Consider the following 21,415-nt stretch of genomic DNA (forward strand, 5'->3'; position numbering starts at 1 on the left):
GGGCAGTACGGCGCCAGTGGTTTCACGACGCTTGCCGGGCAGCGTGGCGCTGCTGGCTTCGCGACGCTTGGTGGGCAGTACGGCGCCAGTGGTTTCACGACGCTTGCCGGGCAGCGTGGCGCTGCTGGCTTCGCGACGCTTGGTGGGCAGTACGGCGCCAGTGGTTTCGCGGTGGCCACGGTGATGGAGAGTTCTTCAGCTGTCTCGGTGTTGGAGATGCCGCGGACGACGCGGGTGAGGACCTCGTGTTCGCGATCGGTGACGTCGCCATCCCCTGGCCGGTAGGTAGGGGCTGATCGATGCCTGGCCGGCGCTGTGTGCACCCGCATGGTCCAGGCCGTCGGGCTCGCTGGCCAGGCATGCCCCGTGATGGGACGTTTCGACGCCGGATTCCTCGACTGGCGCATTGGCGCCTGCTCCCACTTTGCCCAGCTGTGGGTGGACCGCGTCTTCGCCCTGGGCCATACGCTCAAGTCGCTGGAGGAGATCCTCGATGGCGACCCGCGCGAGCACGTGCATGCTGCCCGCGTCGTCATCTGCGAGGCCGCGTTCAATCATCCTGGACCGCAGGTGCGGCCTCATCGCCGCCTGCCCCGAGGCGGCCGGGGCTGCCAGCCGGCGAGCGCTGGGCGCCGGGCTCGCTGCCCTGCTCGCTCAGCGACTCGCCGGGCTCGCTGCTCTGCTCTGCTTGCTCTCAGCGGCTCCCCGGGATTGCTGCCCTGCTCGCTCAGCGGCTCCCCGGGATTGCTGCCCTGCTCGCTCAGCGGCTCGGTGGGCTCCGGCCGCGCGTGGCTGCTGTGGTGTCCGGGACACCACCATGTGCGGCACCGGGCGACGGGGGAAGGGTGTCTCATTTGCCCTTGCCCCGTCGCTCGTATGAGCCGGCAGTTCCAGGTAGCTCCAATTACGCCCGTGCAGTCGCGATGATCAGGTGGCCTTGCCGCGGGCTATGTAGAGGTTCATGTCGGTGAAGTCGAGGGTGACGTTGTAGGGCTTGTAGAAGCTGTGGGAGAAGTGGGCCAGCACGTCGAACCCGTATGGGGCGAGCCGCTGGCTTGGGTTCACCATGCAGTAGACCTCCTTGGCGGAGGCGTTGCCGAGGCGGATCTCCTTCGGGTAGCAGGGGTACGCGACCACCGGGTGGCTGTGGGCGAAAGTCTCGACCGGGCGGTCATAGTCGGTGCGGATCCCCAACTGCTTGGCCGTTTCCCCGGACATGCCCGCGGCGATCTCGCCGGTTCCGCCGATGGGCGTGGCCACCACCCGTGTTCCGGAGCCGGCGATGCTGCCCCTGCTGTGCAGCATGTGCTCACGGGCCAGCCACAGCGGCAGGGGCTCTGCGCCCGCCCGTTCGGCGGCGGCGCGTGCCTTCCTGGCCGTTTCTGGGGTCCGGCGGCGCAGGATCAGCGACCGGCCCGCATAGTCGAAGGTGGTCAGCAAGTGGTAGAAGACCCACGTGCCGATGATGCCGTCGTTGGACTCCTCGGGCGTATCTGTTTCCGACCACTCCACGGGGATGTTGCGCAGTTCGATGTCGCCCAGCTTGAAGGAGTCCAGCACCCCGAAGTACTGCCATGCGGTGCCGCCCAAGTAATCGATCTTCTGGCTGGCGACGGGGCTCAGCCCGGCCTCTTCGGCTACCTTCGCGGACATGCCCAGCCACCCGGCGCCGGTGTAGGGCAGGAAGCGTTTCAGTGGTCCGCCGTTGACCGAGGCCTCTACCAGTGGAAACGGGTCCATCTGCTGGAATGGCAGCCGCGCGATGTCGCCGTGGATCTGATACGGCTCGCCGCTGACCGCCGCGAACCACTTGGCGTAGGCTTCCTCGCCGGCCGCTTGCCAGTGTGGTGCGGAGAGGGCGAGTTTGTCCTGCCGGATGTAGCAGTCACCCAGAAGCTTGTTGGTTTCCTTGTCGTCGGGCGCCAGGTCGATGGCCATCTTGAGGTATTTCTCGGCGTCGGCGAACCGGTTGGACAGCAGCCCTACATAGCCGCGCCGGCGGGCCGCGTGCACGTTCGTGGGGTCCGTCTTCAGGATCTCCTCGTACGCGCGGCCGGCCTGCTCGAACTTCCCGGCCTTGAACAGCGCGTCGGCGTCACTGCTGTCGGCTAACGCCGTGGCCGCCGCACCCAGCAGCGGCGCGGTCGCGGCGGCACCGGCCAGCACGGCGGCGCCCCGGAACAGCGAACGCCGGTCCCCTTCTCGTGATCGCCTTCGTCGTAACGTTCTGTCCCAGCGGACGGTCACAGCAGCCCCGGCCGGTTCGCCTCGCGCTGCTTGATGAGGGCGACGCCGTGGTGCCGAGGCCACCCGGGCCGTACTGCGTCGTCCCGATGTGGGCGGCCGGATCGCTCCGTAACTCGCCCGCCGGTCCGACCCGTCCACTGTCGGGCGGTCGCGTCCCCGCCTCGTTCGCGCCGTGTCATGGTTGTGTCACAGTCGTGTCGGCGGCGGCCGCCGCCGCCGAGAAACCGTGACATGCGGCGACAACGCACGCGCATTCGCCGCCAAGCGTGGTTCGTCATGAACGAGCCACGCGCCATCCCCCTCGGCCCCGAGAGCGGCTGTACGGCGGGGTCACCCAGGCGCTCGCCGTGCTCCTGTTGTTCCCGGTCGAGCGGATCACGCCGCGCCAGCCGTACCTGTCGCGCAGCCCGGCCGAGCGCGTCGGCCGGGCCATCCGCGGTGGCCAGCCGGTCGGGCACCTGCACGAGGGCGTCCGCGTCCTGGCGGTGCCGGCCACAGCGGCCCGGCTCAAGACGGCGGCAAGGACGAGGGGCCACAGGCCGACGGCCGCGTGATCGTGGCGGTGTTCCGTATGGGATCCCCACCGGAACACCGAGCGATCAGGCTGAACGCCCAGGTCAATGCCGCGGCGTTCACCAGAGCGGAGTAGTGGTCGGCGGTGGACGCCGACGTCAAGGTGTACGGACGGGCTCCGTGGCGAATCCGTGGCGGTCAGGGGGTCTGCACGGATGTCCCGGCCTGTCGCGGCACGCCAGAGTCGCAGGCAGCGACAGCGACGCAGAAGGGTCGCCTTGGCATGCCGAGCCTGCTCGCCATCGCATGTCGACAAACAGCGGTCGGCTCCGACCTACCTATGACCGCACGGACAAGAGGAGGCAACTCATGGGCAAGATCATCTACTGGGTGCACGCGTCGGTGGACGGGTTCATCGACGGACCCGACGGGGAGTTCGACTGGCCGATGATGGGGCCAGAGCTGTCGGCGTACTCCGAAGGCCTGGACAAGAGGGTCGACACGCTGCTGTTCGGACGTCCGGTGTGGGAGATGATGGTGGGGTTCTGGCCGAACGCCGAGTCGCTGTTGGACGATCCGCATGTCGCCTCTTTCGCGCCGTTCTGGCGTGCCACGCCGAAGATCGTCTTCTCGCGTACGTACCCGGGTGACGAGTGGACCAGCCGCGTCATCAGCGGCAATCTGGCCGAGGAGGTCACTGCCCTCAAGGCCAGGCCGGGCGGCGGGGACCTGCTCCTCACCGGCGGCTCCGCACTCGCGGCGGCGCTGACCGAGCTGGGGCTCATCGACGAGTACCACGTCGCCGTGCACCCGGTGGTGCTCGGCGGCGGCCGGAAGCTGTTCGCCGCGCCGGAGCAGCGCCACAAGCTGCGGCTCGTCGACTCGCGCGTCCTCGACGGCCAGGTCGTGGTGTCGCACTACCAGCTCCCCTCCAGCTGAGCGACCCATGCGGCGGTGGAACCCACCGGCACGGTGCCGATGCCAAGGTTGCGGGGCACACGCCAGGGAGTCAGTCCCGATCGGCAGGTGTGGCGTGCAGGTCAGGAGGCCGGCGATCATCGCGGCCCTGCCCGGGCCTCGAACGTGTGTCCAGCGAAAACACCTGGATGACCTGCGCTGGAGCAAGGCGTTAGGGTGAGCGCGAGGTGATCCATGGCGCGCCGCAGGACGCTCGCACCGGCCTTGGTGACGGCCTTGCTCGTGGTGCTCGGCATCCTGATCGGCCTGCCGGTCAATGTCGTCAGCGACTACCTTCCGGACGAGGTCACCGCCAACCGGCCCGCCTGGATCGCCGGTCTCGCTGGTGCCGTCGTGCTCATCGTGGCCCTCACCTTGCTGTTACCCACGTTGTCCGAGCGCCGGGCCCGGGTGCCGTCGTTCCGCGTGCCGCCGCGGGATCCGGAATGGGTCGACCGGCCGGAACTCGCCATGATCACGGCTGCGCTGCGCCGGGGATCGGCGCCGGTCGGGCTGACCGCGGGCATCGTCGGCGCGGGCGGCTTCGGCAAGACCTCGCTCGCCGCCGAGATCTGCCATCGCCGGGAGGCCCGCCGGCGGTTCAAGGGCGGCATCATCTGGGTGACGCTCGGCCGCGACCGGACCGGCGCGGAACTCGCCTCCCTCATCAACGACGTCGTGGCCCACCTCGACGGGGAGCGCCCCGAGTTCGGCGATCCCGAGCAGGCCGGCCATCGGCTGGCCGAGGCCCTCGACGGTCGCAAGCCCGTGCTGCTGGTGATCGACGACGTGTGGAACGCCGCCCAGCTCGGTCCGTTCCTGCCGGCGGCCGCCCATGCTCAGCTCCTGGTCACCACCCGGCGTCCGTCCATCGTGCGGGGCACCACGATCGAGGTCGACGAGATGTCCCCGCAGGCGGCCACCCACCTGCTCACCCGTGACCTGCCGGACATGCGGGCCGATCTCGTACGGGATCTGCTGCGCGCCACCGGCCGCTGGCCGCTGCTGCTGGCGATCGTCAACGCCCGTCTGCGCAAGCAGCGAGCCGGCGGCGCCGTCGTGGACACGGCCGCCGAGGAGGCGCTACGGCGGCTGCGGGCGAACGGACCGGCGACCTTCGACCTCACCGTGACCGACGAGCGCGCGCAGGTGGTGAGCGCGACCGTCGGCTACAGCCTGGACCTGCTCACAGGCGAGGAGCAGGCCCGGTTCGCCGACCTCGGCGTCCTGCCCGAGGACACCGACGTGCCGGTCGACGCTGTCGCCTTGCTGTGGGGATGCCCCAAGGCCGAAGCGGAGCGCCTGTGCGAGAAGCTGTACGAGCTCGGCCTGCTCACCCTGCACTGGGCCGCCGGCTCGATGGCCGTGGTCACCCTGCACGACGTCATCCGCGGCTATCTGCGCTCGGCGGCCGGATCGACGGCCCTCGTCATGGCCGGCCGCCGGCTGATCACCCGGGCCAGAGCGCTCGCTCCCGGCGGCTGGTGGAACCTGCCGCCGGACGAGCCGTACCTATGGGACAACCTGGCCTTCCACTTCGAAGAGGCCGGCTTGCACGACGAAGTGAACGACCTCGTCTCCGACGTCCGCTGGCTGGTGCCGCGCACCGCCCGATCCGGGACGGCCGCCGCGGCGGCCGACCTTGCTCACGCGTCCTCGCCGACGGCCCGGCGGATCGCCGGCATGCTCTCCGCGTTCGGACACCTCCTGACCTCATCCGCCGACCTGCTGACCCGGCTCAGCGCCATCCCCGGGCGGCAATCGCCGGTCGCCTCGTACGCAGAACAGGCCGAGGTCCCCTTTCTGCCCGCCCGCTGGCCGCTCCCCGAGGGCGACTCGGCGAACCTGCGCCGCCTGCTGCCCGGTCACCCCAAGGGCGTGGCCGCACTGGCGATCGCTCCCGACGGCAGTTGGCTGGCCACCGGCGAGAGCAGCGGCCCGAAATCCAACGCCAACTACAGCGACGCCGTCGGCATCGTGCGCCTGTGGAACAGCGACGGCGACCTCCAGGCCACTCTCGACGGACATCCGGGTGGGGTCAGCGCGCTGGCCATCGCCCCCGACAGCACCTTCCTGGTCACCGGCGACGGCAACGGCTTCGACGCGATCAGCATGGAGCACACCGTCGGCACCGCCCGCCTGTGGACGCCCGAAGGAGACCGCATCGCCTTCCTCGACGGCCACCACGACATGGTGACGGCGATCGCCATCGCCCCCGACAGCAGCTGGCTGGCCACCGGCGACCACAGTGCCACCGTCCGCATCTGGAACAGGCGAGGCCGCCTGCTGGCCACGTACCACAGCGACATCCGCGTCAGCTGGATCTCGGCGCTGGCCATCGCACCGGACGGCACCTGGCTGGCCGCCGGATACGGATCCCGCGTGACGATCCTGCATCCCGGCGGCATCCCGATCGCCCTCCTCCATCCCGGCGACGGCCAGGTGACGACGTTGGTGATCTCACCGGACGGTTCCTGGCTCGCCGTGGGTGACGACCGCGGCGCCGTGCACGTCCTGGACTCGCACTTCACCGCCTTGCCCAGCGCTTTCACCCTCCCCTCGGGATGCCGCTGTCTGGCGATCTCCCCGGACAGCTCCTGGCTCGCGGCCGGCAGCGACGCTGGCGAGATCCACATCCAGGACCGCGACGGGCACGTGCGCGGCGTCATCGATGGCCATGACGCCGCGGTGACCACCCTGGCCATCGCCCCGGACGGCACATGGCTGGCCGGCGGCGACGCGGCCGGCAAGGTGCGCCTGTGGCAGAGCGACGGCAGTCCACGGGCGACGCTGAGCGGTCACACCGGCTGGATGAGCGGGCTCGCGATCGCTTCCGACGGCACCTGGCTCGCCAGTGCGAGCAGCGGCAACAACGCTGCCAGGCTCTGGGACTCCGCCCCTGACGTGCTCGTCGAGACTCCGCGCGAGACCGGGCCGGTCACCGCCCTGGCCGCCGCGGCGAACGGGCCGTGGTTCGTCGTCGGCGACGACCGGGGCCGGGCGCGGGTCTGGGACGCCGACGGGAACCGGCGTGCCGAGGTGAGCGCCCTGCCCACGCAGGTATCCGCGCTCGCCGTCGCGCCGGACGGTGCCTGGTTCGCCACAGCGGCCATCTACGAGGACGTCCGGCTGTGGAACGCTCACGGCGAGCCGCGCGCCCGGCTGAGCGGGTCGGACGGTTCGTCGGCCCTGGCCATCGCTCCGGACGGGTCGTGGCTTGCCACCGGCGGTGGCCGCGGCGAGGTCCGGCTCTGGAGTCGCGGGGGCGATCTGCGCCGCACATTGACGATCCGCCATGCGGAACAGCGGATTCGCGCCCTGGCCATCGCCCCGGACGGAACCTGGTTCGCCACAGCGGACGGCCACTCGATCCAGACGTGGGACGCCGACGGCACGTTCCGCTTCGACCTCCGCTACTCCCCTATCCTGCGAGTCAACGCGCTGATCATCTCGCCGGACGGAACCTGGCTGGCCGCCGGGGGCGGCCGCCAGGTTTCCGTGTGGGACTGCGCGGGCGAGCAGCGCAGCAGCTTCGGCGGCGGTCCTCATGGGGAGCCGATCAAGCTCGCGGTCTCACCGGACGGCGCCCGGCTCGCCACCGGAGACTCGTACGGCGTCGTGCGCATCTGGGATCCGGACGGTCACGAGCACTCCTGCCCGACTGCGCACCGGGGCCGGGTAGGCGCAGTGGCGTTCTCTCCCGACAGCGCTTGGCTGGCGACCGGTGGGCAGGACGGCATCATCAAGCTGTGGAACGGATCCGACGAGGTCACCTTCCAGACCGCCGAACGGATCACCAGCCTCGCCTGGCTCGCGGACGCGAGCACGCTGTGCGCTGCCGGCCCGCAGGGCCTGTACGTTCTGGGCCGCCCGCAGCCGACAGCGGCCGGCGCAACACCTCCCGTGATCGGTTAAGGGCAGGTCCTCAGTCGGCATTCAGGACGAAGAGCAGGAAGCTCGGGGTACGGGCGAGGATGCGGTAGTCGTTGGGGAACGGCAGCGGGTCACGCAGGTCGGCCACCCGCAAGCGGGCGCGGGTCAGCTCACCCCGCCCACGACCGCCTTCCCCTCGCGCGCCGCCGCCGCGTAGAACGGCACGAGGGTCTCAAATCCCTCTCACCGGTCGCCGTGACCAGCCACCGATAGCACCGCCACCACTGACTGGTGCCATGCTCGGCCTCGGCCCTGCCCTCCGCGAGCAAAGGCGAGCTCCAACGTGATGGCGTACTCACGGACGCAGCAGGTGCCGCACCCGAACGGCCTCGCGCGTGAGGTGGTCGCGCTCCGGCACGCTGGTGGCGGCGCGGGAGGCCTCCGCATACAGGTCGGCGGCGTGCTCGAGGTCGCCGGCGCGTTCGTGCAGGTATGCCGTCACCGCGGCGTAACGGGGCAGGTCGGGCTGCACGTCAGCCAGCGCCGCCAGGCCGGCCTGCGGCCCGTCGGCCTCCCCGACCGCCACTGCGCGGTTGAGCCGCACCACCGGGCTGCCGGTGAGGAGCAGCAGTTCGTCGTACCACTCCACGATCTGCACCCAGTCCGTCTCGGCGGCGCTCCGAGCGTCCGCGTGCAGGGCGGCGATCGCGGCCTGTGCCTGGTATTCGCCCAGCCGGTCGCGGGCCAGCGCGGTCTGCAGGATCGTCACCCCCTCGGCGATCAGGCCGGTGTCCCAGCGCGAGCGGTCCTGCTCGCCGAGCGGCACCAGGCGGCCTCCCGGTCCGGTACGGGACGCGCGGCGCGCATGGTGCAGCAGCATGAGCGCGAGCAGCCCCGCGACCTCGGGCTCGTCGGTCAGGGCGACGAGCTGGCGGGTGAGGCGGATCGCCTCGGCCGCCAGGTCGACGTCTCCCCCGTAGCCCTCGTTGAAGACGAGGTAGAGCACGCGCAGCAGCGTCCCGAGATCGCCGGGCTGGTCGAGCGGCAGCCCCGCGATCCGCCGCTTGGCCCGGCTGATCCGCTGCGCCATGGTCGCCTCGGGGACGAGGTACGCCGTCGCGATCTGCCGCGTGGTCAGGCCACCTACCGCGCGCAGCGTCAAGGCGACGGCCGAGCTCGGCGGCAGGGTGGGGTGCGCGCACAGGAAGTAGAGCCGCAGCGTGTCGTCCGTGGCGGGCGCCGGACCGGCGGGCGGCTCGACCTCCACGGTGAGCTCCCGTCCCCGCCGCGACGCCTCGGCCCGGGCGGCGTCGAGGAACTTGCGCCACGCGACCGCGACGAGCCATGCCTTGGGCTCGCGGGGCGGATCGTCGGGCCAGGTTTCCAGCGCCCGGATCAGGGCCTCCTGCACGGCATCCTCGGCCGAGGCGAAGTCGGCTCCGCGCCGGACGAGGACACCGATCACCGCGGGCACGAGCTCCCGCAGCAGCGACTCGTTCACTCGGCCACCGCTGGCGACTCGGTGAGGAACGGTCGAACCTCGAGCCACTCGTGGATCGGCTCGCCGCCGGCTCCGGGAGCGGCGGACAGCTCCCCGGCCAGCTGGACCGCGCGGTCCCAAGACTCCACGTCTATGATCATCCAGCCGGCGATGAGGTCCTTGGTCTCGGCGAACGGCCCATCGGTCACCGGCGGGCGCCCCTCGCCGTCGTACCGCACGAACGCGCCCCCGGGCGCCAGTGCCTGGCTGGAGACGTACTCCCCCGTCTCCTCCAAGCGGGCGGCGAAGTCGCGCATGTACTGCACGTGCGCGTCGACCTCCTCCGGCGTCCACTGGTCCATCGGCGCCCGGTCGACCGCGGGGGCCGGGCCGCCTCGGTAGTGCTTCAGCAGCAGGTACTTCATGGTAGATCTCGCTCTCCGGCACACGGCCCGTCGCCCTGGGACACGACAATTTTCCCAGCAGTTTCCACCGCCATCTGACCCGCGACCACGAAGCTGAAGCCTCACGCCAGTCGGCCGAAAACCGGGTGCGGAGTGCCGGTGCGATGGAGTGTGATCGGGGTCATGGCGATGGTGTTGGGTGAGCCGGGAGTCGGCGGGCTGGACGAGGTTGTGGGCGTGCTGCGGGAGTGGCAACACGAAGGGGCGCCGATGCAACTGCATCCGGGGGACCTGGGCTGGTTCTGGCGGTTCGGCGCGGAGGCGACGGCCGCGGCGGTCCGTACGTGGAGCCGGGACGGCCGGATTCTCGCCATCGGGCTGCTGGACCAGCCCGACCTGTTGCGGCTGACGATCGCGCCGGACGCCCAGCGGGACGAGGAACTGGCGCAGCGGCTGGTCGAGGACGTGACCGAGCCGGAGCGCGGCGTGCTGATCGAGGGGAAGGTGAACGTCGAAGCGCCCATGTCCGCGCTGGTCCAGGATCTGCTGTCCGAGAACGGCTGGAACGTCGACGAGCCGTGGACACCGCTGCGCCGCGACCTCACGGAGCCGGTGAAGGATCCAGGGGTCCGGATCGAGGTGATCGGGCCGGAGCAGGCGCACGTGCGGTCCGCCGTGCAGCGGGCATCGTTCGGCGGGTCGACGTTCACGAACGAGCGCTGGCACGCGATGGCGGCCGGATCGCCGTACGCCGACGCCCGGTGCCTGGTCGCGTACGACGGCCAGGGCGACGCGGTGGCGGCGGTGACGGTGTGGTCGGCCGGTCCGGGCAAGCCCGGATTACTCGAGCCGATGGGTGTACACCAGGAGCATCGCGGTCACGGCTACGGCAAGGCGGTCACCGTCGCCGCGGCGGCCGCGCTCCAGGAGCTGGGCTCGTCGAGCGCGATCGTCTGCACCCCGAGCTCCAATGCCGGCGCCGTCGCCACCTATCGGTCAGCCGGATTCCGGCAACTCCCCGAGATCCGGGACAAATACCGGGACGCCTAGCCACATGATCGGCCAGGAAGCCTACCTGGCTAGAACGCGGGTAGCCACAAAAGCTTATGAGCGACGTGGAGACCGGCACCATAACCACCAAAGTGCCCGCGCGCCTTGATCGGCTCCCCTGGTCCCGCTGGCACTGGATGATCGTCATAGGGCTCGGCACCGTCTGGATACTCGACGGGCTCGAGGTCACCATCGTGGGCAACCTCTCAGGGCAGCTCGCCAAGCCGGGCAGCGGCCTGGAGATCACTCAGGCGCAGGTCGCGGGCCTGGCCGCGGCGCTTTACGTCGCGGGCGCCTGCTCGGGTGCGCTGTTCTTCGGCTGGCTGACCGACAGGTTCGGCAGGAAGAAGCTCTTCCTCATCACGCTGGTCGTCTATCTGGCGGCGACCCTGCTGACCGCGTTCTCCTTCCACGCGTGGTGGTTCTTCCTGTTCAGGTTCATGACGGGGTTCGGGATCGGCGGCGAGTACGCGGCCATCAACTCCGCCATCGACGAGCTCATCCCGAGCCACCACCGGGGGCGCATCGACATCATCATCAACGGCAGCTACTGGCTCGGCGCCGCCGGTGGCGCGTTGCTGACCGTGCCGCTGCTGAGCGGCCTGCCGGTGAACATCGGCTGGCGCGTCGCGTTCGGCCTGGGCGTGGTGCTGGGCCTGGCGATCCTGCTGGTACGGCGGCACGTACCGGAGAGCCCGCGCTGGCTGTTCATCCACGGCAAGGAGAAGGAGGCCGAGGAGATCGTCGGCGGCATCGAGCGGCAGATCGGCGCCGACCTACCGGAGCCGAAGGAGTCGGTGACCGTGCACCAGCGCAAGTCCATCGGTTTCGTCCGGATCGCCCACACGATGGTGGCGCTCTATCCCCAACGTACGATCCTCGGCCTGGCGCTCTTCATCGGCCAGGCGTTCCTCTACAACGCGATCACCTTCGGGTACGCGCAGATCCTGGCCACCTTCTTCAAGATCGACACGAATGCCGGCTACTACTTCGCCGTCATCGCGGTCGGGAACTTCCTCGGCCCGCTCCTGCTCGGCCGCCTCTTCGACACCGTGGGCCGGATCCCGATGATCTCGGCCACGTACATTGGGTCCGGGCTGCTCCTGCTGGGCACGGCCTGGCTGTTCAACCAGGGCCTGCTGAACGCCGTGACGCTGACCGCGTGCTGGTCCGTGGTGCTCTTCGTGGCCTCGGCCGGGGCCAGTTCGGCGTACCTGACGGTCAGCGAGATCTTCCCCATGGAGACCAGGGCCCTGGCCATCGCGTTCTTCTTCGCGATCGGCACCGCCGCCGGTGGCATCGCCGGCCCGCTGGTCTTCGCCTCCCTTGTCGAGACCGGGGTGCCCGGGGACACGGCGCTCGCGTTCTCCATCGGCGGCATCGTGATGATCGTGGCGGGGCTGGTCGAGCTGCTGTTCGGGGTCAAGGCCGAGCGTAAGGGCCTGGAGGCCATCGCGACGCCGCTCACCGCGGCGCCGACCCCGTGATCGATGTACGGCCGATCAGTCCGTCGAGGCGCTCGACGGCGGGATGTTGTGGTTGATCCGGAAAAGCTGGTCCGGGTCGTACGTCGCCTTCAGCGCGGCCAGCCGCCGGTAGTCCGCCTCGGTGTAGGCCCGCCTGACCCGCTCGGGAGCCGAGTCGTGGTCGAACAGGAATCCCGGAAGCGCGGCGCCGGTGTCCCACCGCCGCAGCCGCTCCAGCGCCTCGTCGGCGGCCTTGCGCACCGCGTCGGCCTGCTCGGCCGGAGCCGGCATCCGCATCCACAGGTGGAAGGCCGCGCCCTGGGTGCTGACCGCGTGCGGGCGGCCGGGCAGCCGGTTCAGCGCCCCGCCCAGGTGACGTAGCTCGATGCCGGGGAACGGGCCCCCGGGCTTCGACGGATCGATGAACGAGACCAGCTCTTCCACGGCCTCGTCGTCCAGTTCGTGCAACAACGCGCTGCGCAGGTGCGCCATGACCGGGTTCTTGGGGTCCTGGTAGATCTCGGTGATCTGCGTGTACGGCCTGGCGTCGCAGGTGTCCTTCTCCGGGCCGAGCGCGCGCAACGGTTCCACCAGCCGCGCACCCTGCTCCTCCTCCCCCATGTGGACCACCCGGACCTGCACGAACGAACGGCCACGGAACTCCTCGGGCAACTGCGGCACGTCAGGGAAGCGCAGCAACGTCACAGAGGACGACATCTCCTCCGGCTGCTCCTTGGCCCAGGCCAGGTAGGAGCCGAGCACGTGGGCGGCGTGCCCGCGATCCTCGACCGGGTAGTAGAGCTCACCACCGTAGACGGTACGCAGCGGCAGCAGTTCGATCTCGGCCGCGACCACGACGCCGAAGTTGCTCTTGCCACCCCGTACCGCCCAGAACAGGTCGGGCTCCTGGGTCGGCGAGACGGTGCGGAGCAGGCCGTCGGCGGTGACGATGTCGAGCGAGCGGACGTAGTCGGCGGCGAAGCCGTACGTACGGCCGGCCAGCGGGAGCCCGCCGCCGGTCAGATAGCCCATCACCCCGACCTGGCCGGAGGAGCCGCACAGCGGCGCGAGGCCGTGCTCGGCCGCCGCGGTGAGCACCTCACCCCACCGCAACCCGGCTCCGATCCTCGCGGTGCCGGCACGCGGGTCCACCGACAGCTCGCGCAGCTCCCCGGTGGCGATGAACACGGCTCCATCCGCGGGCACCGACTTACCGTGCCCGGTCGACTGCACCGCGACCGGGCGTCCCGCCTCGCCCGCGAACCGGACGGCGGCGGCCACGTCATCGGCGTCAGCGGCGACCACGACCGCCGCGGGCCGGTGCTCGACCGTCAGCAACCAGCCGGAGCAGGCCTCCTCAAAGCCCTCGTCAGCGGGGTAGAGCGTGCGCCCCCGGATCGACGCGCCCAGGTTCACCACGGCGGAATTCGTCGTCATGTCAGTTATGTGCTTTCTCGAAGGCCGCTAGCGCGGCAAGAATGTTGGTTAGACCAACGTTGGCGCGGCCAACAGTACACCTAATCGTGGGTGCGGCCAACAATTTGCTAGATTGTCCCCGTGGACACGCCAGAGGGGCCGCCGCCGCAGCGGCTGCGTACGCTGCCGAGCCGGTTGACCAACCATGCGGCGCAGATCGCCAACCGGATCGTGGACCAGGCGCTCGGCCATGCCGGCCTTCGGCGCTACCACTACGCCCTGCTCGCCGCGCTGGAGGAGTACGGCCCGGCCAGCCAGGCCGCCCTCGGCCGCCGTACCGGCATCGACCGCAGCGACATGGTGGCGACCGTCAACGACCTCGCCGAACGGCAACTCCTCGAGCGCGCACCCGACCCGGACGACCGCCGTCGCAACATCATCACCATCACCGCGGCAGGCCGGAGCCAACTCACCCACCTCGACCGGCTGCTCGCCGCCGCCCAGGACGAGTTCCTCTCCCCGCTCCCCCCGGCCGACCGGCAGAACCTGATCGACCTGCTCACCCGCCTCGTCGACCATCACGGCTGAGGCCTCTCCGGCCTCCGCGGCTCACGGCGGTTTCCCATTCCGCGCGTGCGCCGCTCCCGCACGGCAGGCAGCGGCCCTTGCGCCCCTGCCCGTGTCCCCAACCGCCTCCACCTGCGTGGCAACGGCCCGGCAACACCCCCCGGATACCAAAGAACCAGCGACGTACCGGTCGGGTCAGTGAAACGGGGACATACCAATGCTCGGCTTCCACAGTTACGCGCAGGCGGATCCTGAGTTCTACGCGCCGCTGTCCTGGCTGCCGGACCCAGGGAGGCGTTTCGCCCCCAGGTCCGTCTCGGACGGCTGGACCTCCGCCACGCATGACGTGTGGACCAGGTGGACCCATCCCGACGTGGTCACGCCGGACCAGGGGTGGAAGGTGCACGTCTCCGCCCGCCTCGAACGCGCCGACCTCGTACTGGACGCGGTCGCCCGCGCCTGCCACGCGGAGCGGGTGGCCTTCAAGCACCTGTCGGCTGAGGTGTTCTTCCTGTTCATGCACCACAAGCACGGACCGAGGCCGCAGGCCGGCAAGTTCTGCGCCCTGTACCCCGACGAGCGGAGCGCCCTGCGCCTGATGGAACGGCTGGCCGGCGAACTCGCCGGGGAGGATGGGCCCTACGTCCTGTCCGACCGCCGTTTCCGCGACTCGCGCACGGTGTACTACCGCTACGGCGCGTTCGAGGCGCGCGGCGGGCTGCGGGCGGACGGCGGCAGGGAGAGCCTGGTACGCGACGGCTACGGCCGCGACGTCACCGATTCCAGAGGCGTCTCCTTCACGCTGCCCCCAGGCATCGGCGACCCCTTCGCGAAGCCAGCCGGGCGGCCGCGCAACGGCCCGCCGATGATCCACGGCTACGAGATCGTGCAGGTCCTCCAGCCCAGCAACGCCGGTGGCGCCTACGAGGCCAAGGACATCCGGACGGGCCGGACCGTGTTCATCAAGGAGGCACGCGCGCACAACGGCCTGTACTGGGATCGCAGCACGGCCGTCGAACGGCTGCGCCGGGAGCACCGCGTGCTCACCGAGGTGCACCAGGCCGCGCCGGACGCCTGCCCGCAGCCGCTCGACTACTTCCAGGAGTGGGAGCACGAGTTCCTGGTGACGGAGTTCGTCGCCGGAACACCGCTGCACACGTGGGCGGCGCTGCACTCGCCGCTGATCCAGGCCGGCAGGACATCGGCCGACTTCGACGCCTACTACGGCGAATGCGAGAGGGTGCTCGCCGAGCTGGACCAGGCGCTCGCCCGGCTCCACGGAGCCGGGTTCCGCTTCGGCGACCTCAACCCGCGCAACGTGATGGTGACCCCCGACGGCGTCAGGCTGGTCGACTTCGAGTCGTGCACCCACCGCGACGCCCCCCTCATCCCCATGGGGGCGGACGGCTACGCGCCACCGGCCGGCTTTCCCCTGTCCGGCCCGTTCGCCTGGGACGAGTACGGGCTCTCCGCCATCGCGCTGCTGCTGGTCATGCCGATGCACGCGGTGGTCCAGCGCAGCCCCGGCAACCTGCGCTGGCTGCGCCGGGACGTCGGCAAGCACGCCCCTGTCCCCGCCGCGTTGTGGCAACGTGCGACCCGCTTCCACGACGAGCGGGACACGGCGCGGACCGGCTCGCTGCCCGCTCCCGGAGAGCTCGACGAACGGCCACGGGAGAGTCTCGCCCGGTTCGCCGACGAGGTCCGGCTGGGGCTCACGGACATGATCGACGCCGAACAGCTCGACCGGAACTTCCCCACCGTGCCACGGGGATTCGAGACGAATCTGCTCTGCGTCGCCTACGGCCTGGCCGGCATCCTGCACGCCCTGCACGTCACGGGCTCCGCGATCCCTGCCGGGCTGCCCGAGCGCCTTCGCACCCGGGCGGTGGACCACGCGGGCGACCTCCCGCCGGGCCTGCACACCGGGACGGCCGGCGTCGCCTGGGTCCTCGCCGACCTCGGCCTGCTCGACGAGGCCGGGGACGTGCTCGCGCACGCTGCCCGCCACCCGATCCTGGAGACGGCGACGACCCTCGGCGAGGGGCGGGCCGGCGTCGGCATGGCCGCCCTGCGCATGCACCGCGGCACCGATCAGGCGCGCTTCCTGGACCTGGCGGTGACGGCGGGCGAGGCCATCGTCCGCGCCGGCGACCTGCGTCCCACTCTGGGGCCGGGCAACGCTCGCGGGCTGCTGCACGGCCGCGCGGGCATCGCCCTCTTCCTGCACCGGCTGAGCGCGGCGACCGGGAACGACCGTTACGCGCACGCCGGCAGGCGCCTGCTGCACGAGGAGCTCGACCTGGCGATCGAACTCCCGGACGGCGCGCTCTCCTTCAGCGACAGCGACCAGACCCATCGCGGCCTGCCCTACCTGTTCAGCGGCTCGGCGGGGGTCGCGCTGGCGTTGAGCCGGTACGCGGCGGGCCCGGACGACTTCGGCGACGCCCGGATCACGACGGCGCTGCCACGCGTCCTCGGCGACGTCCGCAAGAACTGCTGCGCCTTTCCCGGGCTGTACTGCGGCCTGGCGGGCCTGGTGTTCGCGCTGGCGGACCACGCGGAGCTCATGGACGATCCGCGCTCGGCGGACGCCGCGCTCGATGTCGCCACCGGCCTCGTCAAGTACGCCGTCGGCGGCCGACGGGGCGTGCGTTTCCTCGGCGAGGGCTCGCTGCGGTTCAGCGGGGAGCTCTGGAGCGGCGGGGCGGGCGTCCTGCTGGCCCTGCACCGGGTGCTGAACCGTCCAGCCGGCCATTTCCTGCTGCTGGACTGACCTGCTTCACCCTGAGCTTCCGGCCGGCGACCGCCGGCCGGAGAAGGTGTCGAGAGAAGGAAGGAGGTGTGTGACCCATGTCGGAAGTTCTGGCCCTTCAGGAGCTTGACGTCGAGCTTGCGGAGGATGCTCCCTGGAGCACGCTGAGCCTGTTCAACTGCAACAACACCAACTGATGCCGCCATCGAGGCGGATGAACGCGGGGCGTCCGATCTGACGCCGCGCCGAACGCGAGCGGCCGGCACCGAGACCAGCGGATGCCGGCCGTCTTGCTTCCCGGTCCCGCGTTCCCAGCGTTCGCACCGGTCTGCCGCCCACACTCGCCGGCCGGCCTGAAACTTCGGAGAATGGCATGACACGAGATTTCCGGCTCTTCCAGGGCGGCCAGGTCGCCTCGGCTTTCGGCTCGGTGTTCACGGTGATCGCGGTCCCCCTGGTGGCGGTGCAATATCTTGGCGCCTCACCAGCGGAGACGGGTTTCCTGGTCGCGGCGGGCAGCCTTCCCCTACCGCTCCTCGGGTTGTTCATCAGCAGCCTGGTCGACCGGCTGCGCTCCCGGCGGCGGGTGCTCATCGCGTGCGACCTCACGGTCGCCGTGGCCCTCGGCCTGACCATCGTGTCGATGCTCACCGGCAGGCTCAGCATCTGGGCGCTGGGCGCGCTGGTGTTCGTGATCGGCACGGTCGGCGTGATGGTGGAGACCCTGTACCTGGTCTATCTCAAGACCATCGTGGGCACCGGCGACATCGTCAAGGCCAGGGCCCGGCTCAATCGCGGCGAGTACGTCGGCGGGACGCTCGGCAGAGCGCTGGCCGGCCCGGCGGCGGCGCTCGGCCCCGTCGTCCCCTTCCTGGTGGACACGGTCTCGCGCCTGATCAGCGCGGGCACCACCGCTCTGATCAGGACACCGGAGCGGCCGGCCCAGCAGGCGCGGCAGGAACGCTCCTTCGCCCACGAGCTCGGCGCCGGGTTCAGGTCACTGTGGGGGCAGCCCTTCCTGCGCGCGCTCGTCCCCTTCCTCGTGGGCCAGCAGCTCGTCATGGGGATGACCCTCGCGCTGGTCGCGCCGTACGTGTTGAAGGTCCTGCACGTCCCGGCGCAGTGGTACGGCCTGCTGTTCGTGCTCCTCGGCGTCGCCGGGGTGACGGGGACCTTCCTCAGCGAGCTGCTCTCGCGGCGGCTGAACACCGAACGGCTCACGATGGTGGGCCTGATCGGCGGCGCGATCGGCACCGTGGCGCTTCCGCTGGCGGGCGGGCCCGTGCTCGTGGCGGCGATCACGGCGGGCCTGGGCATCGGGCTCCCGTACCTGTTCGGCGCGATCGCGAACGTCGGGCTGCTCGGCTTCGTCACGATCCGGATTCCCGAAGAGGTCCTGGGGCGGCTGTCGGTCAGCGTGCAACTGCTCACCGCGGCCGGCGCCTTCGCGGGGGCGCTCGTCGGCGGGGCTCTGGGGCAGCAGGCGGGGATCGTCCCTACCTTATGGGTCGCCTGCGGGGTGTCGGCCGTCAGCATGCTGCTCCTGCTTCCGGTGTTGCGGGTCATGCGGGCGGGCGACGAGCGCACGCCGGACCACGCTCCCGCGGCGGCGCCGGCCGGCGTGCCGGTCGCCGAGGGCGGCGACGCCGAAAGGCCCGCATGAGCGCGCGGGCCTACCCGCCGGCCCGCCGGGGCGAGGACTCCGACGTCGTGCACGGACGGGTGATCCCGGACCCGTACCGCTGGCTGGAGGGTGACGGCGCGGAGAGCCGGCGCTGGCTGCGGGCGCAGCACGAGCTGACGGAGGAGTATCTCAGGTCGTCCAGGCCCCGTCCGTTCTTCGCCGACCTGCTCGACCGGCTGATGACACCGGGGACGGACTCCGCACCGGTCTGGCGCGAGACTCGGGCGTACTTCCTCAGCCGCCGCCCCGGACAGGAACACGCCGCGCTGTACTGCAGGGACGCCGGCGGCGAGCGCGTCGTGTTCGATCCGGCACGCCTCGGCGAGCCGGGGAGCGCCGGCGCCACGCTCGACTCCTGGTCTCTCTCTTCGACCGGCCGCCTGCTGGCCTGCCAGGTGTCGCGGGACAGCACCGAGCAGGGCGTGCTGCTCGTCGCCGACCTCGTCTCGGGCGAGATCGTCGACGGGCCGATCGGCGGCGTCCGGTACCCGACCGTCGCGTGGCTGCCCGACGAGTCCGCGTTCTTCTACGTCAGGCGCGGTCTCGACGAGTCTCCGGAGGCCGTACGGAGCGTGTGGCTGCATCGGGTGGGCCGCGACGCCCGGAAGGACACGCCGGTCTTCGGCCTGGGCGGCGACGCCAGGACGAGCCATCGGGTGGCGCTGTACCACGGTCGCTGGCTCGTGGTGTCCGCCAGGGTCGGCACGGCCCCGTGGAACACGCTGCACCTCGCGGACCTGACCGTCTCGCCGCCGGACGAACCGCGGTTCCTGCCGATCCCGCTCGCCCCGGGGGCGCTCGGCTTCGCCCGGGTGAGCCGATCCGGCGAGATCTACCTGCACACCACCGGCGCGGCACCGCGGGGCCGCATCCGCGCCATGGCCGCCCGCAACCTGGGAACGACGGCCGCGAAGTGGGACGGCCGGTCCTGGAGGGACGTGGTGCCGGAGGATCCTGCCGCGGCGATCTCCGGATTCTCCCTGCTGGAGGACGACGGGACGGACGCGCCCCGGCTGTTCGTGGTGCGCACGCGCGACGCGGCGTCGGAGGTCACGGTCTGGGACGGCCGGTCCGGCCGGTGGCTGGACCGCGTCGCGCTGCCGGGCGCCGGGACGGTGCGCGAGGTCTCCGTACGGCCCGGCGCACCCGCCACCGCCTGGTTCACCTACACCGACTACACGACGGCGCCCACGGTCCTGCGGTACGCCGGACCTGTGGCGCGAACCGGCGCCGACCGGCGTACGACGTCCCGGGCGACGATCACCACGCGGCGGGAAAGCTATGTCTCGGCGGACGGCACCGAGGTCCGGATCTTCGTGATGGCGCCGGCGAGCTGCGCATCCGGGCCGGATCGTGTCCGGCCGGCGCTGCTCACCGCCTACGGCGGCTTCGGCGCGGCCGTGACGCCGTCCTTCGAGCCGAGCGCCCTGGCCTGGGTGGAGGCAGGCGGTGTGTTCGCCGTCGCGTGCGTGCGGGGCGGGGGCGAGCAGGGAGCGGCCTGGCACCGTGCCGGCATGCGGGGGCACAGGCAGAACGCCTTCGACGACTTCCACGCGGCAGCCGAGTGGCTGATCGGCGAGGGCTGGACGAGCGGTGACCGGCTCGGCGTGATCGGGGCCAGCAACGCCGGCCTGCTGGCGGCGGTCGCCGTGACCCAGCGCCGTGAGCTGTACCGCGCCGCCGTCTGCATCGCGCCGCTGGCCGACATGGCGCGTTACGAGCGCTTCGGGATGGGACCGGCCTGGCGCTTCGAGTACGGCAGCGTGGACGTGCCCGCCGAGCTCGACTGGCTGATGGCGTACTCGCCCTACCATCACGTCGTCCCGGGCGAGACGTACCCGTCGTGCATGTTCGTGGTGTTCGAGCACGACACGCGGGTCGATCACATGCACGCGCGCAAGATGGCCGCCGCCCTGCAGCACGCCGCCACCGGACCGGGCACGGTCCTCTTCCACGTCGCCGGCGGCCTCGGCCACCAACCCCGGTCCCGCGGCAAGGGGGTGGCCGTGGGCGCCGACGCGCTCGCCTTCCTCGCCGTGGAGACCGGCCTCATGCGCAGTCGGTGATCGCCACCGGCGGGCCTGACGACAGGCGGAGCAGCATCCGGGGGTCGGTGACGCCTCGCAGCACGCCCGCCTCGACGTGTCGCAGCCCTTCCCCTGGCTCGATGCCGAGCTCGTCGATCAAGGTGCGGCGAGCCCGGTGATAGGCGCCGAGCGCGTCCCCGGGGCGGCCGGCCGTGCGCAACGCCACGATGAGCAGCTCCCACAGCCGCTCACGCAGCGGATGCTCGCCCACCAGACGCTCCAGACGGCCGACCGCCGTGTCCGTGACGCCCGCCGCCAGGCTCGCGGCGAACTCCCCCTCGTACGCCTGGAGACGAAGCCCCTCCAGATAGCCGATCTCGGCCAGGGCCCAACCGTGCACCTGGCAGTCCGACACGACGTTCCCGCGCCACAGCGCCAGCCCCGCGCGCAGACTCCGCGACGCTTCGGCGAACCGCCCCTGCGCCGAGAACCGCAACCCCGTCGTCACCGACTCCTCGAACCGTTCCCCATCGACGTCCACCGCGTCCGCGCGCAGCAGGTATCCGGGGGCCTGCCGCCGGATGGGCCGCTCGCCGCGATGCCGGGACAGGTCCGCGCCCAGCTTGGCGATGTGAGCGTGCAGCGTGCGTAAGGCCGTGGGCGGAGCATCCTCGCCCCATAAACCGTCCACCAGCTGTTCGGCGGTCACGACCCTGCCCGGGCTGAACGCCAGCAGCGCCAGCAGGCTCCGGCGCCGCGGGGGCAGCAAGAGGGGGCGACCCCCACGCCGGACGTCGAGCGGGCCGAGCATCTTGATCGTCGAAGGACCGGCCTGGTGACCGCCAGGCTGGTCGAACGGACGGTACAACACCATGGACACCCTCCGATGACTGGTTCCGATGAGCGCGTCAGGCGGCGGCGAACACCGCGGACAGCGGTCACACCGGGGATCGCCGGGAGCCACCCCCGGTCCACC

Annotated in this window: 16 protein-coding genes; 11 read left to right on the plus strand and 5 right to left on the minus strand. The window is 71.2% G+C overall.

The window, feature by feature from the left end:
• The coding region (locus ABZX61_RS20515) for a hypothetical protein (RefSeq protein WP_355196610.1) at positions 1-285 on the plus strand (285 nt) is incomplete at its 5' end.
• A 642-nt stretch (positions 286-927) separates the two neighbouring features.
• Here ABZX61_RS20515 and ABZX61_RS20520 read toward each other — a convergent pair.
• Positions 928-2,166 (minus strand): aspartyl protease family protein, encoded by a 1,239-nt coding sequence (locus ABZX61_RS20520; RefSeq protein ID WP_355196612.1) that lies wholly within the window; start codon positions 2,164-2,166, stop codon positions 928-930.
• A 428-nt stretch (positions 2,167-2,594) separates the two neighbouring features.
• On the opposite strand from ABZX61_RS20520, the gene ABZX61_RS20525 reads away from it, so the two are divergent.
• The 3 genes from ABZX61_RS20525 (at position 2,595) to ABZX61_RS20535 (ending at position 7,632) form a co-directional block, all read left to right on the plus strand.
• A complete protein-coding gene (locus ABZX61_RS20525; protein ID WP_355196615.1) occupies positions 2,595-2,801 on the plus strand; it encodes a hypothetical protein in 207 nt (68 codons plus the stop codon).
• A gap of 328 nt (positions 2,802-3,129) precedes the next feature.
• Complete coding sequence (locus tag ABZX61_RS20530) at positions 3,130-3,699, plus strand: dihydrofolate reductase family protein (protein ID WP_355196617.1); 570 nt, start codon at positions 3,130-3,132, stop codon at positions 3,697-3,699.
• Between the two features lie 213 nt (positions 3,700-3,912).
• Positions 3,913-7,632 carry an NB-ARC domain-containing protein gene (locus ABZX61_RS20535; RefSeq protein WP_355196619.1) on the plus strand — a complete coding sequence of 1,240 codons (3,720 nt, stop codon included), beginning with the start codon at positions 3,913-3,915 and terminating at the stop codon, positions 7,630-7,632.
• A 313-nt stretch (positions 7,633-7,945) separates the two neighbouring features.
• Here the strand turns inward: ABZX61_RS20535 and ABZX61_RS20540 are convergent, their stop codons facing one another.
• Entirely contained in the window at positions 7,946-9,091 is a 1,146-nt protein-coding gene (locus tag ABZX61_RS20540; protein ID WP_355196621.1) for a DUF6596 domain-containing protein, read from the minus strand.
• Positions 9,088-9,495: a YciI family protein gene (locus ABZX61_RS20545; RefSeq protein WP_355196623.1), complete on the minus strand. Its 408-nt coding sequence runs from the start codon at positions 9,493-9,495 to the stop codon at positions 9,088-9,090. Before ABZX61_RS20545 ends, ABZX61_RS20540 begins: the two co-directional genes overlap by 4 nt.
• 162 nt (positions 9,496-9,657) lie before the next feature.
• Between ABZX61_RS20545 and ABZX61_RS20550 the strand changes: the two genes are divergently transcribed.
• Together ABZX61_RS20550 and ABZX61_RS20555 are read left to right on the plus strand one after the other, a co-directional pair.
• A complete protein-coding gene (locus tag ABZX61_RS20550) occupies positions 9,658-10,524 on the plus strand; it encodes a GNAT family N-acetyltransferase (RefSeq protein WP_355196625.1) in 867 nt (288 codons plus the stop codon).
• A 56-nt stretch (positions 10,525-10,580) separates the two neighbouring features.
• Positions 10,581-12,011 (plus strand): MFS transporter, encoded by a 1,431-nt coding sequence (locus tag ABZX61_RS20555; protein WP_355196627.1) that lies wholly within the window; start codon positions 10,581-10,583, stop codon positions 12,009-12,011.
• 15 nt (positions 12,012-12,026) lie between these two features.
• On the opposite strand, the gene ABZX61_RS20560 is transcribed toward ABZX61_RS20555, so the two are convergent.
• Complete coding sequence (locus tag ABZX61_RS20560; protein WP_355196629.1) at positions 12,027-13,427, minus strand: FAD-binding oxidoreductase; 1,401 nt, start codon at positions 13,425-13,427, stop codon at positions 12,027-12,029.
• A gap of 120 nt (positions 13,428-13,547) precedes the next feature.
• Here ABZX61_RS20560 and ABZX61_RS20565 point away from each other — a divergent pair, with 120 nt between their 5' ends.
• The 5 genes from ABZX61_RS20565 (at position 13,548) to ABZX61_RS20585 (ending at position 20,478) form a co-directional block, all read left to right on the plus strand.
• The gene (locus tag ABZX61_RS20565) at positions 13,548-13,994 is read left to right on the plus strand and encodes a MarR family winged helix-turn-helix transcriptional regulator (RefSeq protein WP_350730709.1); all 447 of its coding nucleotides are present in this window, start codon (positions 13,548-13,550) and stop codon (positions 13,992-13,994) included.
• 196 nt (positions 13,995-14,190) lie between these two features.
• Positions 14,191-16,749, plus strand: a complete 2,559-nt coding sequence (lanKC, locus tag ABZX61_RS20570; RefSeq protein ID WP_355196631.1) for a class III lanthionine synthetase LanKC — start codon at positions 14,191-14,193, stop codon at positions 16,747-16,749.
• Between the two features lie 77 nt (positions 16,750-16,826).
• Positions 16,827-16,925, plus strand: coding sequence for a class III lanthipeptide (locus ABZX61_RS20575; protein ID WP_350730711.1), 99 nt, complete (start codon positions 16,827-16,829; stop codon positions 16,923-16,925).
• 176 nt (positions 16,926-17,101) lie between these two features.
• A complete protein-coding gene (locus ABZX61_RS20580; protein ID WP_355196634.1) occupies positions 17,102-18,391 on the plus strand; it encodes an MFS transporter in 1,290 nt (429 codons plus the stop codon).
• A complete protein-coding gene (locus tag ABZX61_RS20585; protein WP_355196636.1) occupies positions 18,388-20,478 on the plus strand; it encodes a prolyl oligopeptidase family serine peptidase in 2,091 nt (696 codons plus the stop codon). The genes ABZX61_RS20580 and ABZX61_RS20585 overlap by 4 nt, the downstream gene beginning before the upstream one ends.
• Here ABZX61_RS20585 and ABZX61_RS20590 read toward each other — a convergent pair.
• Positions 20,462-21,313, minus strand: coding sequence for an AfsR/SARP family transcriptional regulator (locus ABZX61_RS20590; protein ID WP_355196638.1), 852 nt, complete (start codon positions 21,311-21,313; stop codon positions 20,462-20,464). The two genes, ABZX61_RS20585 and ABZX61_RS20590, sit on opposite strands and share 17 nt — an antisense overlap.
• Positions 21,314-21,415 lie beyond the last annotated feature (102 nt).

Source organism: Nonomuraea sp. NPDC003709 (assembly GCF_040610775.1).
In the GTDB taxonomy this organism is placed as follows: domain Bacteria; phylum Actinomycetota; class Actinomycetes; order Streptosporangiales; family Streptosporangiaceae; genus Nonomuraea; species Nonomuraea angiospora_A.

Coding starts and splice junctions, on each gene's coding strand:
- ABZX61_RS20550 (WP_355196625.1), top strand. CDS start 9,658: ATGGCGATGGTGTTGGGTGAGCCGGGAGTCGGCGGGCTGGACGAGGTT.
- ABZX61_RS20580 (WP_355196634.1), top strand. CDS start 17,102: ATGACACGAGATTTCCGGCTCTTCCAGGGCGGCCAGGTCGCCTCGGCT.
- ABZX61_RS20545 (WP_355196623.1), bottom strand. CDS start 9,495: ATGAAGTACCTGCTGCTGAAGCACTACCGAGGCGGCCCGGCCCCCGCG.
- ABZX61_RS20530 (WP_355196617.1), top strand. CDS start 3,130: ATGGGCAAGATCATCTACTGGGTGCACGCGTCGGTGGACGGGTTCATC.
- ABZX61_RS20555 (WP_355196627.1), top strand. CDS start 10,581: ATGAGCGACGTGGAGACCGGCACCATAACCACCAAAGTGCCCGCGCGC.
- ABZX61_RS20575 (WP_350730711.1), top strand. CDS start 16,827: ATGTCGGAAGTTCTGGCCCTTCAGGAGCTTGACGTCGAGCTTGCGGAG.
- ABZX61_RS20590 (WP_355196638.1), bottom strand. CDS start 21,313: ATGGTGTTGTACCGTCCGTTCGACCAGCCTGGCGGTCACCAGGCCGGT.
- ABZX61_RS20560 (WP_355196629.1), bottom strand. CDS start 13,427: ATGACGACGAATTCCGCCGTGGTGAACCTGGGCGCGTCGATCCGGGGG.
- lanKC (WP_355196631.1), top strand. CDS start 14,191: ATGCTCGGCTTCCACAGTTACGCGCAGGCGGATCCTGAGTTCTACGCG.
- ABZX61_RS20535 (WP_355196619.1), top strand. CDS start 3,913: ATGGCGCGCCGCAGGACGCTCGCACCGGCCTTGGTGACGGCCTTGCTC.
- ABZX61_RS20585 (WP_355196636.1), top strand. CDS start 18,388: ATGAGCGCGCGGGCCTACCCGCCGGCCCGCCGGGGCGAGGACTCCGAC.